Raw genomic sequence first — 15,923 nt, 5'->3', positions numbered from 1 at the left:
CGCTATCCGATCTGCTCGAACTGCATGGCCGCCCAGATGAGCCAGCCGAGACTGAAGATGGTCGCGGCAAGCCCGAGCACGAGCGCCCACGTCGCGATCGCCCTGCTCTCGACGGGCCGGCGCAGCGACATGATCGCCGCGATCACGGCGATCACCGCGAGCGGGATGCCCCAGCCGACGAACCACGACGCGACGAGGGCCACGATCGCCGCGACGAGCGCCCAGGGCGCGAGGCGGCTGTTGTCCTCGACCACCGGCTCGTCCGCCGGCGCCCACTGCACCGCGGGCATGCCGGCGGTGTCGGCCGGTCCGCTTGCGACGACCGGTTCGATGCCCACAGGGCCGGTCGGCATGCGTGTGTACTCGCTGCGCCGCGCCCCGGGAACGTTCGTGCGGTCGGCGGGCTGCTCGACGTCGGGGCTCGGCGCCTCGACACGAGGGTCGGCAGCAGAAGGCGCGAGGTCGGCAGCGGAGGGCGCGGGGTCGGCAGCGGCAGGCGCGGGGTCGGCAGCGGAGGGCGGCGGCGGATCGGGCTGCGTCGGATCGCTCATGCGGCGCTCCCCCTGGTGACATCCTCGGTGCGCTCGGCGACCTGGATCTCGGTGACCGGCAGCGTCGAGTCAGCACCGAAAGCGAGGGTCGACGGCCGGCGTCCGGACGCGATGAGGTCGGCGGCGAGGGCTGCGATCATGGCGCCGTTGTCGGTGCAGAGCGAGAGCGGCGGGATGCGCACGGTGACCCCCGCGGCGGCGGCCCGCTCGAGAGCGACCTCGCGCAGGCGCCTGTTGGCGATGACGCCCCCGCCCAGCAGCGCCGCGTAACCCCCCGATCGGCGCAGGCCGCCAGCGCCTTCGTGACGAGCACGTCGACGACGGCCTCGCGGAAGCTCGCGGCGACATCGGCGACCGGCACGTGCACCCCCTCGGCCTCGGCGCGCTCCACCCAGCGGGCGACCGCGGTCTTCAGGCCCGAGAACGAGAAGTCGTAGCGGTGCTTCGCCATGTCGGTGCCCTTGGACAGTCCGCGCGGGAAGCGGATCGCCTTCGGGTCGCCGCCGACGGCTGCGCGATCGATCTCGGGCCCGCCGGGGTACGGAAGCGACAGGAGCCGGGCGACCTTGTCGAACGCCTCCCCCGCCGCGTCGTCGATCGTCTCGCCGAGCAGTTCGACGTCGGTCGTGAGATCGCGCACGTGCAGCAGGGAGGTGTGCCCTCCCGAGACGAGCAGGGCGATGGTCGGGTACTCCAGCGGGTCGGACTCCGGCGTCACGATGTCGGCGGCGATGTGGCCGACGAGATGGTTGACAGCGTACAGCGGCTTGTTCAGCGACACCGCGAGTCCCTTGGCCGCGCCGACGCCCACCATGAGGGCCCCCGCAAGGCCGGGACCGCTGGTGACGGCGATCGCGTCGAGGTCGGCGAGCGAGACCTGCGCCTCGGCGAGGGCCGCCTCGATCGCCGGCTGCAAAGCCTCGAGGTGGGCTCGCGCGGCGACCTCGGGCACCACACCGCCGTAGCGGGCGTGCTCGTCCATGCTCGAGGCGATCGTGTTCGACAGCAGGGTGCGGCCCCGGACGATCCCGATGCCGGTCTCGTCGCAGCTCGTCTCGATCCCGAGCACGAGAGGTTCGTTGGCGGTCACAGCTTCACCTTCATCACGATCGCGTCGACGTCATCGGGCTGGTAGTAGCGCGGGCGGCGGCCGATCTCCTCGAACCCCTCCGAGCGGTACAGCCCCTCCGCGGATGGGTTGTCGGCCCGCACCTCGAGGAAGACCTCGCGGGCGCCGCGGGCGGATGCCTCGGCGAGAAGCGCACGCAGCATCGCGCGGCCGCGGCCCTCTCCCCTGCGCGACTCGGCGAGCGCGATGGTCTGGATGTCGGCATCCGCGTTCCCGCGGATCGACCGGAGCCCCGCGTACCCGATGACGGCGCCGTCCTCCTCGTCGACGAGGTAGTGGCTGTACGGGGTCGCGAGCTCGGCCGCCATGGACTCGCTGCTCCACGCGTCGGACGGGAAGGAGGCGTTCTCGATCGCCATGATCGCGTCGAGGTCGGCCGGGGTCGCGGTGCGCATGGTCATCAGCTCACCCGCTTCGGAGCGCCGGGCACCGTGACGTCCGGCTGGCGGAGGTACAGGGGCTCGGGACCGGTGAGCTCGCGTCCGGCGGCAGCGGCGCGGAGTCCGACGCGGGCGAGGTCCGCGGCGTCGAGCTCGGCCACCTCGAACGATCGGATGCCGCCCAGCCGCGCCTCGGCGTCGGCCGCGGGAACGAGCACGGTGGGCTCGACGAGGTTCGGGATGCCGTCGGGATCCAGCCCGTCGAAGACGGAGATCGCGACCTCGCGGCGGCGCGCGTCGGTGACGATCGCGAACGGCGAATCGGGTGCGTCGTCCTCGAGGACCGACAGGGCGGCCCCGAGATGGCTGGGCACCGCGATCACCGGGATGCCGCGCCCGAGGGCGAACGCGCGGGCGGTGGCGATGCCGATCCGCAGCCCCGTGAAGGGCCCGGGGCCCATCCCGGCGACGACCGCCGTGATCTCCCCGGCATCCGCGAGGACCTGCTCGAGGAGCCCGCCGATGACCTCGGCATGGCCGAGCGGATCGGGGCTGGCGGCACGGGCGCGCAGCGAGCCGTCGGAATCGATGAGGGCGACGGCCGAACCCAGGGAGGTGTCGACGGCGAGGATCACCTCTCCAGGGTAGTCGCGGTTCGCGCCCCCGCTGCGAGGATGGTTCTGTGCGGACGAGCGTCGAGTGGATGGAGCGGCATCAGGTGCTGCTGTACGTCGCCGCGCTCGTGGTGGGCGCCGGCGCCGGCCTTCTCGCGCCCGCCCTCGCCGGTCCTGCGGAGCTCGCCATCACTCCGGCGCTCGGCGTCCTGCTGTACGCGACGTTCCTCGGCGTGCCGTTCGCGCGCATCGGGCAGGCGCTGCGCGACGGGCGCTTCCTCGCGACCGTCCTGGTCCTGAACTTCGTCGTCGTGCCGGTCGTCGTCTGGGCGCTCTCCCGGATCGTCGCGCACGACCGGGTGCTGCTGGTCGGCGTGCTCTTCGTGCTGCTGACGCCGTGCATCGACTACGTGATCGCGTTCACGGGCATCGCCGGCGGCGCGAAGGACCGGCTGCTCGCGGCCGCAGCGCTGCTCATGGTCGCGCAGATGCTGCTGCTTCCGCTGCAGCTGTGGCTGTTCGTCGGACCGGAGTTCGTGCAGCGCATCGATCTCGCCCCGTTCGCCGAGGCGTTCGTGCTGCTCATCGTCGTGCCGTTGGCCGCAGCCGGCCTCACCCAGCTCGCCGCAGCGCGCACCCACTGGGGGTCGGCGACGCAATCGGTCGTCTCGGGCGCCATGGTGCCGCTGATGATGCTGACCCTCGCGCTCGTCGTCGCCTCGCAGCTCGCCGCCGTCGGTGCGCGCATCGGGTCCCTGGCCCTGGCCGTCCTCGTCTACGTCCTCTTCGCCGTCCTCATGGTGCCCATCGGGGCTCTTGCCGGGCGCATCGCGAGGCTCGACGTGCCGGCGCGCACAGCGGTCGTCTTCAGCGGCGTCACCCGCAACTCGCTCGTGGTGCTGCCCCTCGTGCTCGCGCTCCCCGCGACGTTCGACCTCGCGCCGCTGGCGGTGGTGACGCAGACCCTCGTGGAGCTCGTCGCGATGGTCGTCCTCGTCCGTCTCGTGCCGGCTATCCTGCGGCGCCGCTGACGCGCATCATCCACCGCCGCTAACGCTGTGGGCCCGGCAGTCGGTCGCTGCCGGCTTCGACCCGCTGCGCTCGCTCAGCCCGTTTCGCCTCCGGCGCTCTGAGCCCGCGCGCAACGACGGCCTACGGGGCGTGGAGCGCCCTTCGACTCGCTCCGCTCGCTCAGGAACCGCTGCGCGAGCCGAAACGGCGTGAGCGAGCCGCGGATGGGTCGAAGCTCGTCAGTGCGCCGCGACGCGCTCGATCGTGACGATGCGGGCGGCGTCGGCATCCAGGTCCTCGTCCGCGATGTCCTCGGCGCCGCCGACGGGTCGCTCGATCTCGATGTCCCACCAGGCGTCAGCGATCGCCGGCGCCATCTCGCGCCCCCACTCGATCACGACGACCGAGCGGGCGAAGTCGACGTCGAGGTCGTCGAGCTCGGCGGCCGATCCCAGACGGTACGCGTCGACGTGCACGAGCGGCGCCCGGCCGACGAGCGACGGATGCGTGCGTGCGATCACGAACGTCGGGCTCTGCACGGGGCCGCGCACGCCGAGGCCCTCGGCTAGCCCGCGGGTGAACGTCGTCTTCCCCGCTCCGAGCGGCCCGGTCAGCACGAGCAGGTCGCCCGCGGTCAGCTGCTCGCCGATCACGAACCCGAGGCGCTCCATCTCGTCGGACGTGGCGATCTCGCGCCGGCCGAGGAAGGCGGGGTCGACGCTCATGCGCTCCTCCGCGGCACGCGGTTGCCGATCCGGGTGACGATCTCGTAGTTGATCGTGCTCGCCGCGTTCGCCCACTCGGTCGCCGAGGGAGCGCCGAGCGTCGGGTCGCCGAACAGCACGACCTCGTCGCCCACCGACACGGCGGAGTCGCCGACGTCGACGACGAACTGGTCCATGGCGATGCGGCCGGCGACCGTGTGCCGGCGGCCGCCGATGACGACAGGGCCGCGTCCGGATGCCTGCCGGGGGATGCCGTCGGCGTATCCGAGCGGCACGAGGGCGAGGGTCGTGTCGCGGTTCGTGCGGTGGTCGTAGCCGTACGAGACGCCCGTGCCCGCAGGAACGCGGCGCACGGCGGCGACGGCGCCGCGGAGCGTCATGGCCGGGCGCAGGCCCAGCTCGGCGGACGAGCGGTCGTCGAACGGCGAGAGCCCGTACAGCCCGATGCCGATGCGCACAGCATCCAGTCGGGTCTCGGGCAGGTCGATCGCGGCGGCTGTGGCGGCGATGTGGCGGATCTCGGGACGGATGCCGGCGGATGCCGCGGCCGCCGTGCCCTCCTCGAACCGGGCGAGAGCTGCGCGATCGTCGGCGGGCGAGGTGTTGGAGAGGTGGCTGAACAGGCCCACGACACGGATGTGTCCGATGCGCTCGAGCCGCGCGGCCTCCGCGAAGACCCGACCCCAGTCGCTCGGTGCGATGCCGTTGCGCGAGAGGCCCGTCTCGAGCTTGAGGTGCACCGCGACGTCTCCGCCCGCGACGGCACCGGCCGCCTCGAGCTGGTCGAACGATGAGATCCCGAGTTCGATGCGGTTCGCGGCGGCGAGGTCGAAGCTCTGCCCGGGCTCGTGCAGCCAGGCGATCACGGGGGCGGTGATGCCGGCGCGACGCAGTTCGAGTCCCTCGGCGATCTCGGCGACGCCGAGTCTGGTCGCCCCGCCCGCGAGCGCCGCGACAGCGGATGCCGTGGCCCCGTGCCCGTAGGCGTTCGCCTTGACGACGGCGATGACCTGGGCACCGGTGAGCTTGCGGATGTGCCGGGTGTTGTCGGTGATCGCATCCATCTCGATCGTCGCCTCACGCAGCGGTGCGCTCATGCGGTGCCCACGATCCGCTCAGCGATCACCATGGCCGTGGCGAGGCCGGCGTCGTGCGACATGGTCAGGTGCAGGGCCGTGATGCCGCGCTGCTCGATGACGTCGGCGGTCGTGCCCGTGAGGCGGAAGTACGGCTTCCCCGATTCCTCGGAGCCGATCTCGATCTCGGTCCAGTGCACGCCGTCGGAACCGCCGAGCGCCTTGATGAGCGCCTCCTTGGCGGCGTAGCGCGCGGCGAGCGACGGCAGGCGCAGCTCGCGCTCGGTCGGCGCGAACAGGCGCTCCATCAACCGCGGTGTGCGGGACATGGTGCGCTCGAACCGCGGGATGTCGACGAGGTCGATGCCGGTCCCGATGATCACCGTCCCAGCCTACCGGCGCTCTGTCCAGAGGTTTCCGAACCGCTTCTCGTACTCGGGCGACAGTTCGGCGAAGCGGGCGTCCCAGTCCTGCGGGATCGGCTCGCCCCCAACCTCGGCGTCGAGCCGTTCGAGGTAGGTCTGCCATCCGGCTCCGTAGAAGATCGAGCGGATGCCGGTGTGCACGAGCCGCATGCGCGCGCCGCCGTCTGCCTCCTCGAGCGTCACGGTGAGCTCGGTGGGCTCCTCGCCGGTCGCGTGCCAGGTCGTCGTGAACGACCGCGGCGCATCGCACGATGCGATCGTTCCCGTCGCCCACGGCTCCTCGTCGCCCTCGGCCGCGACGGCCCATGTGCCGCCCTCGCGCAGGTCTCCGGTGTAGTCGGCCATCCAGCGCGCGAGGCGGTCGCGGGTGGTGATCGCCTCCCAGAGGTCGTCGACGCCTGTCGCGTAGACCTCGTCGTAGACGAGACGGAAGCCGTCGCCGTGCCGTTCGATGGTGGGGCTGTGGATCGTCATGATGCACTCCTGTTCTCTGGATGGTCCCGATCCGGATGCTCCCGATCCGGATGCTCCGCCCGCTGCGCTGCTCCGGCGGCTCGCTTCGCCTCGCGCTGACCGCGGGCGACCTCGGTGTGCAGCGCGTCGAGGCGCTGCGCCAGAGGCGCGCGCAGCGCCTCGAGAGCTCGTGCCGCGGCATCCGGCCCCGCAGGGTCGAGGGCGTAGATGCGGCGAGGTCCGTCGGGCCGCACGGTCGCGAAGCCGTTCTCACGCAGCACCTTCAGGTGCTGCGACACGGCGGGCTGAGAGATGCCGAACTCGGTGCGAGCGATGTCCGTCAGGATGCCGGCGGACTGCTCCCCCAGCGCGAGCACGGCGAGCAGCCGCCGCCGCACGGCATCCGCCAGCACCTCGAACTCATGCACGGCTCGATCATATAACACTTGTCTTATACGATCGACCATCGACAAGCGTCAGTCCAGATCACACCTGTCGGGCCAGATCGCGGATCCAGACCGACAGGTGCGATCCGGGCTGACAGATGTGCGGATGCCGCCCGCACGACTCGTTCTGCACAGATGCCGGTCCTCTCCGATGCATCCACATTCGCCCTTTCCGGCTCCGGCATGACGCCGCGTTCGGGCAGAGTGTGCGGATGCTGAAACCCGACCAGCTCCTCGCTCGATTCGGCGGCATCGCGCGAGGCGCGCTGCTGCAGACCTACGGATCCACGCGGACGCAGTTGGCTCAGGCGGCCCGCGCCGGTACCGTACGCCGCATCCGCCAGGGCGTCTACGCCCTTCCCTGGCTCGATCCTCGGATCATCAGCGCCGCCGAGCACGGGGGTGCGCTCACGTGCGCCGCGGCGCTCCGTGCTCACGGCGTATGGATCCTGCCCGATCCGAACGACGAGATCCATGTCTGGATGGGCGCAGCAGGCCGAAAGCACCATGGAAGGTGCGAGTGCGTGGCGCACTACACTCCGGGGACGGCTGGGCTCGGATTGGCTCCCGCGCCCCAGGCGCTGGTGCATCTGTACCGCTGCGCCGATCACGAGACGTTCTTCGCCGCATACGAGTCGGCCTGGAGACTGCGTCTCATCACAGCGAGCGACCGCGACCGCATCCGGCGCGAGCTGCCGAAGAGTGCCGGCTGGCTGCTCGACCTCGCCCGCGGCGACGCGGACAGCGGCCTGGAGTCTCTGCTCCGACTGCGCCTGCATCTGCTCGGCATCCGCCTGGACTCTCAGGTGCGGATCGAGGGAGTGGGCCGGGTGGACTTCGTCATCGGAGGGCGCTTGATCTTCGAGGTGGACGGCAAGCTCAATCATGACGGCAACATGCGCCACAAGGATCTGATGCGCGACGCCGCGGCATCCGCGCTCGGGTACGAGACGCTGCGGTTCGACTACGCGATGATCGTGCACGACTGGAGCACGGTGATCGCAGCCATCCTGCCGGCGCTGGAGCGAGCACGGGACTGAGCCGGCTCGCTCGTGTCCGGCATCCGGCTGCCCTCAGCCCTTCCTCGTCGACACTTGTCAGTCCCGATCACAACGGTCAGCCCAGATCGCCGATCCGGCCATGCATTCGTGATCCGGACCGACACGTGTGTCGGCCCGAGGTCTACTCGACAGTGACGGACTTCGCGAGGTTGCGGGGCTGGTCGACGTCCAGGCCCTTCGCGGTCGCGAGCGCCATCGCGAAGATCTGCAGCGGCACGACCGCGAGCACGGGCTCGAACATGGCGCCGGCGAGCGGGATGTGGATGACCTCGTCCGCGAACGGCAGGACGGCGGCATCCCCTTCTTCGGCGACCACGATCACACGGGCACCCCGAGCGCGGATCTCCTGGATGTTCGAGACGACCTTGGAGTGGATGAGCGCCGAGTGACGCGGCGACGGCACGATGACGAAGACCGGCTGGCCGGGCTCGATGAGCGCGATCGGGCCGTGCTTGAGCTCGCCGGCGGCGAAGCCCTCGGCGTGGATGTACGAGATCTCCTTGAGTTTCAGCGCACCCTCGAGGGCGATCGGGTAACCGACGTGGCGGCCGAGGAAGAGCACCGAGCGGGTGTCGGCCATCCAGTTCGCGAGCTGGGTGACGTGGTCGTTCTCCTTCTCGAGCACGCTGGCGATCTTCTCCGGCAGAGAGGCGAGCTCGGCGACAGCCGCCGTGTCGGTGAGCACCGAGCGCACGCGCCCCATGTGCAGGCCGAGCAGCAGGAGCGCGGTGATCTGCGCCGAGAACGCCTTGGTGGATGCCACGGCGACCTCGGGTCCTGCGTGGGTGTAGACGACGGCATCCGATTCTCGCGGGATCGTCGCGCCCTGCGTGTTGCAGATCGACAGCGTGCGGGCGCCGCGCTCGCGGGCGTACTTGACGGCCATGAGGGTGTCCATGGTCTCGCCGGACTGGCTGATCGAGATGACGAGCGTGTCGTCGCCGATCACCGGGTCGCGGTAGCGGAACTCGTGCGCGAGCTCGACGTCGGTCGCGACGCGGGCCCACTGCTCGATCGCGTACTTGCCGACGAGGGCCGCGTAGGATGCTGTGCCGCAGGCGGTGATGATCACGCGGTTGATGCCGACGAAGAGGTCGTCCAGCCCGTCGAGTTCGGGGATGACGACCTCGCCGTCCTGCACACGGCCGCGGATCGTGTTCGCGACGGCCTCGGGCTGCTCGGCGACCTCCTTGGCCATGAACGAGGCCCATCCGCCCTTCTCGGCGGCGGCGGCATCCCACGACACGTCGAACGGCTCGGCTTCGACCGGTGTGCCGGCGAAGTCGGTCACGGTGACGGCATCCGGCGTGATCGCGACGATCTGGTCCTGGCCGATCGCGAGCGCCTTGCGGGTGTGCTCGACGAAGGCGGCGACGTCGGATCCGAGGAAGTTCTCGCCCTCGCCGAGCCCGATCACCAGCGGCGAGTTGCGGCGGGCGCCGACGACGAGGCCGGGGGTGTCCTGGTGCATGGCGAGCAACGTGAACGCGCCCTCGAGGCGGTTCACGACAGCCTGGAAAGCAGCCTGCAGGTCGCCGCCGTTGCTGCGATACTCACGGCCGAGGAGGGCCGCCGCGACCTCGGTGTCCGTCTCGCTGAGGAACTCGACACCCTCTGCGACGAGCTCATCGCGCAGCGGCGCGAAGTTCTCGATGATGCCGTTGTGGATGACGGCGAGCTTGCCGTCGTCGGCGAGATGCGGGTGCGCGTTGAGGTCGGTCGGCCCGCCGTGGGTCGCCCAGCGCGTGTGGCCGATGCCCGTGGTGCCCTGTCCGAGCGGAGCATCCTCGAGCGAGTCGCGCAGCACGGCGAGTTTGCCGGCCTTCTTGCGCATCCCGAGGTTGCCGTCGCCATCGATGACGGCGATTCCGGCGGAATCATAACCGCGGTACTCGAGGCGGGCGAGGCCGGCGATAAGGATGTCCTGGCTGGGGCGCGGGCCCACGTATCCGACGATTCCACACATGAGGTCAAGGATAAGCGGTTGATTTTGCGAGGGTTCCGAACAATATCCGTCTGCTGTGGATGCTGAGCTCCGCGCCAGGGGTCGCATATGGTCGCCTGAGCCGCGCCGAAGCAACCATATGCGCCCTCTCGGACCCGGCGCGCCTGCCCCCGCCGCGACAGGGGTCGCAGTTGGTCGCCAAGTGCGCGCGCGAGCAACAATTTGCGACCCCTCCTGCAGCGGCTAGAGCTGCGCGATCAGGTGGTCGGCGATCGCGAGCGAACTCGTCGCCGCGGGCGAGGGCGCATTGCGCACGAGCATCACGGCGCCCACGCGGTCGATCGCGAAGTCGTCGAGGAGCTCGCCGTCCCTCCCCCATGCCTGCGCGCGGACGCCGGCAGCCCCGCTGCGGCGCAGATCGCCCATCGTCAGCTCGGGGATGAACCGCTGCGCCTTGCGGAAGTAGCGCGGCTTGAGGATGGAGGCGCTGACCTCGTCCACGCCCATGCGCCAGTGCCTGCGGGCGAGAGGTCCGGCGCCCGGCCAGCGCAGCGATTCCCACGTGTCGCGGATCGAGATCCGCCCCCAGCTGTACCCCTCGCGGGCCAGAGCCGGCACCGCGTTCGGCCCGACATGGACGTCGTCGTAGACGCCGCGGGTGAAGTGCACGCCGAGGAACGGGAACCGCGGGTCGGGCACGGGGTAGATCATCCCGCGCACGAGCCCGGTGCGCTCGGGTCGCAGCGACCAGTACTCGCCGCGGAAGGGCAGGATCTTCGGCGACGGATCCGCTCCGACCAGACGCGCGGCGATGTCGGACTGCAGCCCGGCGCAGACGACGACGCGGTCGAACTCGTGGTCGGATGCCGCCGTGCGGACCTGCGCGCGGTCCGTCGACGCCGTCAAGGCCGTCACCTCGTGGCCGAGCAGGATGCTGCCGCCGGCGCTGCGCACATCCTGAGCCATCGCCTCGGCGATCGCGGCGTAGTCCACGACCGCGGTGCGCGGTGAGTGCACGGCCGCCACCCCGTACGCGTGGGGCTCGATCTCGCCGATCCGGCCCCGGTGGTCGATGCGCTCGAGGTCGGGCACTCCGTTAGCACGGGAGCGGCGTTCGATCTCGTCGAGCGCTGCGATCTCGGTCTCATCCACGGCGATGACGAGCTTGCCGACCTCGCGGTACGGCAACTGCTTCTCCTGGCAGAACTCGCGCAGCTGCGCGCGGCCGGCGGCGCACAGCGTCGCCTTCAGGGATCCGGGCGCGTAGTAGAGACCGGCGTGCACGACGCCGGAGTTGTGCCCGGTCTGGTGCGCGGCGAGCCTGGACTCCTTCTCGAGCACCGTGACCTCGTCGCCGCGCTGGGCCAGCGCCCGCGCGAGCGCGATGCCGACGATGCCGCCGCCGATGACCCCTGTTCGCTTCCCCCCTGTCCCCATGCGGTGAGCATACTCACGGAGATCAGAGCTTGCGCAGCAGCACGCTCTCGACGTTGTGGTCGGCGCCCTTGTTCAGAACGAGCGTCGCCCGGTGCCTGGTGGGCATCACGTTCTCGATGAGGTTCGGCATGTTGATGTCGCGCCAGTATCCGAGCGCGGTGGCCACGGCCTCGTCGTCGGTGAGATGCGCGAACACGTTGAAGTACGACGACGGGTTGCTGAAGGCACCCTTCCGCAGGGCGAGGAACCGGTCGACGTACCACTTCTCGATGTGGGTCGGGTCGGCGTCGACGTACACGGAGAAGTCGAACAGGTCGCTGACGGCGACGTCGTTCGGTGCGGGCGGCGGCTGCAGCACGTTCAGACCCTCGACGATGACGACATCCGGTCGGCGCACGACGACTCTGGCGTCGGGGATGATGTCGTATCGCATGTGCGAGTAGAACGGGGCGTGCACCTCGGCCGCACCCGACTTCACCTCGGTCAGGAACTCCAGTAGCGCGCGCCGGTCGTACGACTCGGGGAAGCCCTTGCGGTCCATGAGCCCGCGGCGCTCGAGCTCGGCGTTCGGATAGAGGAATCCGTCGGTGGTGACGAGCTCGACGCGGGGCGTCCCCGGCCAGCGGCTCATGAGCTCGCGCAGCAGTCGCGCGATGGTCGATTTGCCCACGGCGACGGATCCGGCGACGCCGACGACGAAGGGCGTCGTGACGTCCTCTTCATCGAGGAACGCGCTCGTCGCGGCACCGAGCTGCTTGGTGGCCGTGGCATAGAGGCTGAGCAGGCGACTCAGCGGCAGGTAGACCTCGCGCACCTCGGTGAGGTCGAGCCGGTCGCCGATGCCGCGCAGTTCGACGACCTCGGTCTCGCTGAGCGGCTGGTCCAGGCCCGCGGCCAGTCGCGCCCACTCCGCACGTCCGATCTCGCGGTACGGCGACAGTGGCGTGGTGGATTCGGCGGCGGTCACGGCAACCATCGTATCGACAGCGCCGCGGACAGTAGTCTCTTGCCGTGCGCTTGGGAATCCTCGACATCGGGTCGAACACCGTCCACCTGCTCGCGGCGGATGCTCGCCCCGGCGGCAGACCTCTCGCGACGACGAGCGACCGATCGGTGGTGCGGCTCATGCGCTTCCTGACGCCTGCGGGCGCGATCAGCGAGGAGGGCGTCCGCGCCCTCGAGGATGCCGTCACCAGGGCCCGCGGGATCGCCGAGGCCGAGCGCGTCGAGACGCTGCTGGCGACCGCGACCAGCGCGGTGCGCGAGGCGCTCAACGGCGAAGAGGTCATCGCTCGCATCGAGCGGGCGCTGGGTCAGCCGCTGCAGGTGCTGACCGGCGAGCAGGAGGCGGAATTGACGTTCCTCGCGGTGCGGCGCTGGTTCGGGTGGGATGCCGGGCGCATCCTGCTGCTCGACATCGGCGGCGGTTCGTTCGAGTTCGCCGCAGGCGGTGATGAGTTGCCCGAGGTCGCAGCCTCCGTGCCGCTGGGCGCCGGACGCATGACGGTGCAGTTCCTGCCGGACGACCCGCCCGGCGAGGATGCCGTGGAGCTGCTGCGCGCGCACGCCCGAGAGGTACTGGCGCCGGTGGCGGCGCGGCTGAACGCGTTGCCGTCGCCGGATCACATGGTGGGGTCGTCGAAGGCGATCCGGTCGCTCGCGAACCTCGCAGGGCGCGAAGTCTCGGGGCTCGGCTTCGACCGGACGGTGATGTCGCGGGCCTCGCTGAAGTCGTGGATTCCGCGGCTCGCGCGGATTCCGGCATCGGCCCGTCAGGAGCTTCCGGGCATCACGCCCGACCGCACGTTCCAGATCGTCGCGGCCGCCGTCGTGCTGCACACGGCGATGAAGATGCTCGACATCGATGAGATCGAGGTGTCGCCCTGGGCGCTGCGCGAGGGCGTCATGCTCCGCTACACCGAGTCGATGACCTGGGGTGGCTCCGGGATCTGACCGGGTGCGGCTCGCCACCGGACCCCCCCCGCCGCCCGTGCGCTGCGCCACTGCGACCTCATTCAGCGAGTCTGTCAGGGCGGATGTCGAGCCGCCGCAGCCACTGCGCGTTCAACGCGACGACGATCGTCGACAGCGACATGAGCACGGCCCCGACCGACATCGGCAGCACGAAGCCGATCGGTGCGAGCACGCCTGCGGCCAGCGGCACGGACAGCAGGTTGTAACCGGCCGCCCACCACAGGTTCTGCGTCATCTTGCGGTAGCTCGCCCGCGACAGCTCCATGATCGACAGCACGGCGCGCGGATCGTCGCTCGCGAGGACCACCCCGGCGGACGCGATCGCGACGTCGGTTCCCGCACCGATCGCGATGCCGACGTCGGCCTGCGCGAGCGCGGGCGCATCGTTGACACCGTCGCCGACCATGGCGACGCGGCGCCCCTCGTCCTGCAGCTGCTTGACCGTGGCGGACTTGTCCTCCGGGCGGACGCCGGCGAAGAACCGGTCGATCCCGAGATCGGAGGCCACAGCGGATGCGACGGCCTCCGCATCGCCCGTGATCATGACGACCTGCACGCCTCGCGCATGCAGCGCCTCGACGGCCGCGCGCGATTCGGGGCGCACCTCGTCGGCGAGCTTCAGCGCACCCGCCACCTGCCCGTCGACGAGCACGTGCAGGATGATCGCTCCGTCCGCGCGCCAGCCGTCGGCGACCGGAAGCTCCGAGGCGCCCTCCTGCTCGAGAAGGTACGGCCCGCCGACCTGCACGACATGCCCGTCGACGTCGGCGCGGACGCCGACCGCGGGCGACGACGAGAACCCGGATGCCGCGGGCACGGCGAGGTGCTCGGCGGCGCCGACGATCGCGCGGGCGAGCGGATGCTCCGAATCGGCCTCCGCCGCGGCGGCGAGCGCGAGCAGCCGGTCCTCGTCGAGGTCGCCAGCCGGGTGGACGGCGGTGACCGCCGGCGCGCCCTTGGTCAGCGTTCCGGTCTTGTCGAACAGCACCGTGTCGACCGTGCGCATGCTCTCGAGCGCGAGCCGATCCTTCACGAGCACGCCGCCGCGCGCCGCGCGCTCGGTCGCGATCGAGACGACGAGCGGGATCGCGAGGCCCAGGGCGTGCGGGCACGCGATGACGAGAACGGTGATGGTGCGCACGACGGCCTCGTCCGGCATCCCGAGCACACTCCACGCGACGGCGGTGACGACGGCGGCGATCAGGGCGAACCAGAACAGCAGCGCGGCAGCGCGGTCGGCGATGCGCTGCGCGCGAGAACTGGAGTTCTGCGCCTCGGCGACGAGCTTCTGGATGCCGGCGAGCGCCGTGTCCTCGCCGATCGCCGCGACCTCGACCCGAAGTCCGGAGTCCGTGGCGACCGTGCCGGCGACGACCTGGTCGCCCTCGGCGCGACGGACGGGGCGGGACTCGCCCGTGATCATCGACTCGTCCATGCTCGCCGAGCCCTGCACGACGGTGCCGTCCGCCGGGACGCGCCCGCCCGGCCTGATCACGACGACGTCGCCGACCCGCAGGTCGGCAGGCGCGACGGTGACGATGGTGTCGCCCTCGACACGCTCGGCCTCATCGGGCAGGAGTGCTGCCAGCGAGTCCAGCGCCGAGGTGGTCTGCGCGAGGGAGCGCATCTCGATCCAATGGCCGAGCAGCATGATGACGATGAGCAGCGCGAGCTCCCACCAGAACTCGAGCTCGTGGTGCAGCATCCCCAGGCTCGCACCCCAGGACGCGAGGAACGCGACCGTGATCGCGAGACCGATCAGCAGCATCATGCCGGGCGTGCGTGCTCGCAGTTCCCGCACGGCGCCGACGAGGAACGGCGCGCCGCCCCAGATGTACATGACGGTGCCGAGCACGGGCGAGATCCAGCGCACCCATGCGGCATTCGGCAGCGTGTAGCCGAGCACCATCGCGAACATGCCCGAGAAGGCGATCACCGGGATCGCGACGACGAGCATGATCCAGAAGAGCAGCCGGAACTGTCCGACGTGATCGCCGTGGCCCCCGTGGCCGGCGTGACCATGCCCTCCGTGCCCGGCGTGCCCATGCTCGTCGTGACCGGTATGGGAGTGGTCGTGCTCGGCGTGCGCCACGGCCGCGTGATCGTGCTCGCCGTGCTCGTGCATCGTGTGCTCGTGCTGATTCATAGGACTCCTCGATTCCCGTTCAGGATACCCCAGGGGGGTATAAGGCGCCACCGCCCGTCGGCATTCCCCGCCCGCACCGGAGCATCCCTATTCTGGCGCTCGCCGGCGATCGCATCGAGGTGCTCTCGGCGGGCTCCGAGCCGAAGGATCAGATCAACCCCACGGCCGTCCAGGTCATGGCCGAGGAGGGCATCGACATCGCGTCGGGCACCCCGAAGCTGCTGACCGTCGAGGCCGTGCGGGAGTCCGACGTGGTCATCACGATGGGATGCGGCGACGCGTGCCCGATCTTCCCCGGCAAGCGCTACGAGGACTGGCAGCTCGACGACCCGGCGGGGCAGGATGCCGCGACCGTCCGGTGCATCCGCGACGACATCCGCGCTCGTGTCGAGACGCTCATCGGCGAACTCACCGCGTGAGCACGCATCCGCTCGGGCGGCGCGACCGGTCGCACGATGGCACTGTTCCCGGTGCGTCACCCGGCCACGGGCCTACCGCCGACGCCGCAGAGTTGGTGACGTCTCAGGATCAGGCACATGTGAGCCGAGAC

At 70.7% G+C, this 15,923-nt stretch carries 15 protein-coding genes and 2 pseudogenes; 4 read left to right on the top strand and 13 right to left on the bottom strand.

Features of this window, described 5'->3' with window-relative positions:
- Positions 1–2: 2 nt before the first annotated feature.
- From HWX58_RS03665 to tsaB, 4 genes and pseudogenes are all read right to left on the bottom strand, one after another.
- Positions 3–551 carry a hypothetical protein gene (locus HWX58_RS03665; protein ID WP_175985699.1) on the bottom strand — a complete coding sequence of 183 codons (549 nt, stop codon included), beginning with the start codon at positions 549–551 and terminating at the stop codon, positions 3–5.
- A pseudogene (tsaD, locus tag HWX58_RS03660) lies at positions 548–1,641 on the bottom strand (tRNA (adenosine(37)-N6)-threonylcarbamoyltransferase complex transferase subunit TsaD). Before tsaD ends, HWX58_RS03665 begins: the two are co-directional and overlap by 4 nt.
- Positions 1,638–2,081 carry a ribosomal protein S18-alanine N-acetyltransferase gene (gene rimI, locus HWX58_RS03655; protein ID WP_175985698.1) on the bottom strand — a complete coding sequence of 148 codons (444 nt, stop codon included), beginning with the start codon at positions 2,079–2,081 and terminating at the stop codon, positions 1,638–1,640. Before rimI ends, tsaD begins: the two are co-directional and overlap by 4 nt.
- The gene (gene tsaB / locus HWX58_RS03650; protein WP_175985697.1) at positions 2,081–2,695 is read right to left on the bottom strand and encodes a tRNA (adenosine(37)-N6)-threonylcarbamoyltransferase complex dimerization subunit type 1 TsaB; all 615 of its coding nucleotides are present in this window, start codon (positions 2,693–2,695) and stop codon (positions 2,081–2,083) included. The genes rimI and tsaB overlap by 1 nt, the downstream gene beginning before the upstream one ends.
- Positions 2,696–2,742: 47 nt before the next feature.
- Here tsaB and HWX58_RS03645 point away from each other — a divergent pair, with 47 nt between their 5' ends.
- A complete protein-coding gene (locus HWX58_RS03645; RefSeq protein ID WP_175985696.1) occupies positions 2,743–3,705 on the top strand; it encodes an arsenic resistance protein in 963 nt (320 codons plus the stop codon).
- 219 nt (positions 3,706–3,924) lie between these two features.
- Here the strand turns inward: HWX58_RS03645 and tsaE are convergent, their stop codons facing one another.
- The 5 genes from tsaE to HWX58_RS03620 are packed head-to-tail and all read right to left on the bottom strand — an operon-like array spanning position 3,925 to position 6,792.
- Complete coding sequence (gene tsaE, locus HWX58_RS03640; RefSeq protein WP_175985695.1) at positions 3,925–4,410, bottom strand: tRNA (adenosine(37)-N6)-threonylcarbamoyltransferase complex ATPase subunit type 1 TsaE; 486 nt, start codon at positions 4,408–4,410, stop codon at positions 3,925–3,927.
- Positions 4,407–5,507, bottom strand: a complete 1,101-nt coding sequence (gene alr / locus HWX58_RS03635; protein ID WP_175985694.1) for an alanine racemase — start codon at positions 5,505–5,507, stop codon at positions 4,407–4,409. Before alr ends, tsaE begins: the two co-directional genes overlap by 4 nt.
- Positions 5,504–5,869 carry a holo-ACP synthase gene (locus HWX58_RS03630; RefSeq protein WP_175985693.1) on the bottom strand — a complete coding sequence of 122 codons (366 nt, stop codon included), beginning with the start codon at positions 5,867–5,869 and terminating at the stop codon, positions 5,504–5,506. The genes alr and HWX58_RS03630 overlap by 4 nt, the downstream gene beginning before the upstream one ends.
- A 9-nt stretch (positions 5,870–5,878) precedes the next feature.
- Entirely contained in the window at positions 5,879–6,385 is a 507-nt protein-coding gene (locus HWX58_RS03625; RefSeq protein ID WP_175985692.1) for an SRPBCC family protein, read from the bottom strand.
- Entirely contained in the window at positions 6,382–6,792 is a 411-nt protein-coding gene (locus HWX58_RS03620; protein WP_175985691.1) for an ArsR/SmtB family transcription factor, read from the bottom strand. Before HWX58_RS03620 ends, HWX58_RS03625 begins: the two co-directional genes overlap by 4 nt.
- Positions 6,793–7,022: 230 nt before the next feature.
- On the opposite strand from HWX58_RS03620, the gene HWX58_RS03615 reads away from it, so the two are divergent.
- A complete protein-coding gene (locus tag HWX58_RS03615) occupies positions 7,023–7,850 on the top strand; it encodes a type IV toxin-antitoxin system AbiEi family antitoxin domain-containing protein (RefSeq protein ID WP_175985690.1) in 828 nt (275 codons plus the stop codon).
- 142 nt (positions 7,851–7,992) lie between these two features.
- On the opposite strand, the gene glmS is transcribed toward HWX58_RS03615, so the two are convergent.
- The 3 genes from glmS to coaA form a co-directional block, all read right to left on the bottom strand.
- Positions 7,993–9,837: a glutamine--fructose-6-phosphate transaminase (isomerizing) gene (gene glmS / locus HWX58_RS03610; protein ID WP_175985689.1), complete on the bottom strand. Its 1,845-nt coding sequence runs from the start codon at positions 9,835–9,837 to the stop codon at positions 7,993–7,995.
- A gap of 222 nt (positions 9,838–10,059) precedes the next feature.
- Positions 10,060–11,253, bottom strand: a complete 1,194-nt coding sequence (gene lhgD, locus HWX58_RS03605; protein ID WP_175985688.1) for an L-2-hydroxyglutarate dehydrogenase — start codon at positions 11,251–11,253, stop codon at positions 10,060–10,062.
- Between the two features lie 22 nt (positions 11,254–11,275).
- Positions 11,276–12,229 (bottom strand): type I pantothenate kinase, encoded by a 954-nt coding sequence (gene coaA, locus HWX58_RS03600; protein WP_175985687.1) that lies wholly within the window; start codon positions 12,227–12,229, stop codon positions 11,276–11,278.
- Positions 12,230–12,264: 35 nt separating this feature from the next.
- Between coaA and HWX58_RS03595 the strand changes: the two genes are divergently transcribed.
- Positions 12,265–13,206: a Ppx/GppA phosphatase family protein gene (locus HWX58_RS03595; protein ID WP_175985686.1), complete on the top strand. Its 942-nt coding sequence runs from the start codon at positions 12,265–12,267 to the stop codon at positions 13,204–13,206.
- A gap of 58 nt (positions 13,207–13,264) precedes the next feature.
- Here HWX58_RS03595 and HWX58_RS03590 read toward each other — a convergent pair whose 3' ends face one another.
- Positions 13,265–15,373 (bottom strand): heavy metal translocating P-type ATPase, encoded by a 2,109-nt coding sequence (locus HWX58_RS03590; protein ID WP_438268235.1) that lies wholly within the window; start codon positions 15,371–15,373, stop codon positions 13,265–13,267.
- Positions 15,374–15,471: 98 nt separating this feature from the next.
- Here HWX58_RS03590 and HWX58_RS03585 point away from each other — a divergent pair.
- Positions 15,472–15,792 (top strand): annotated as a pseudogene (locus HWX58_RS03585) (arsenate reductase/protein-tyrosine-phosphatase family protein); the annotation flags it as partial.
- Between the last annotated feature and the right edge of the window lie 131 nt (positions 15,793–15,923).

Source organism: Microbacterium tenebrionis, assembly GCF_903645325.1.
Classification (GTDB): domain Bacteria; phylum Actinomycetota; class Actinomycetes; order Actinomycetales; family Microbacteriaceae; genus Microbacterium; species Microbacterium tenebrionis.
The sequence above is the reverse complement of the archived record's forward strand: the minus strand, read 5'-3'. Positions and strand labels throughout refer to the sequence as shown.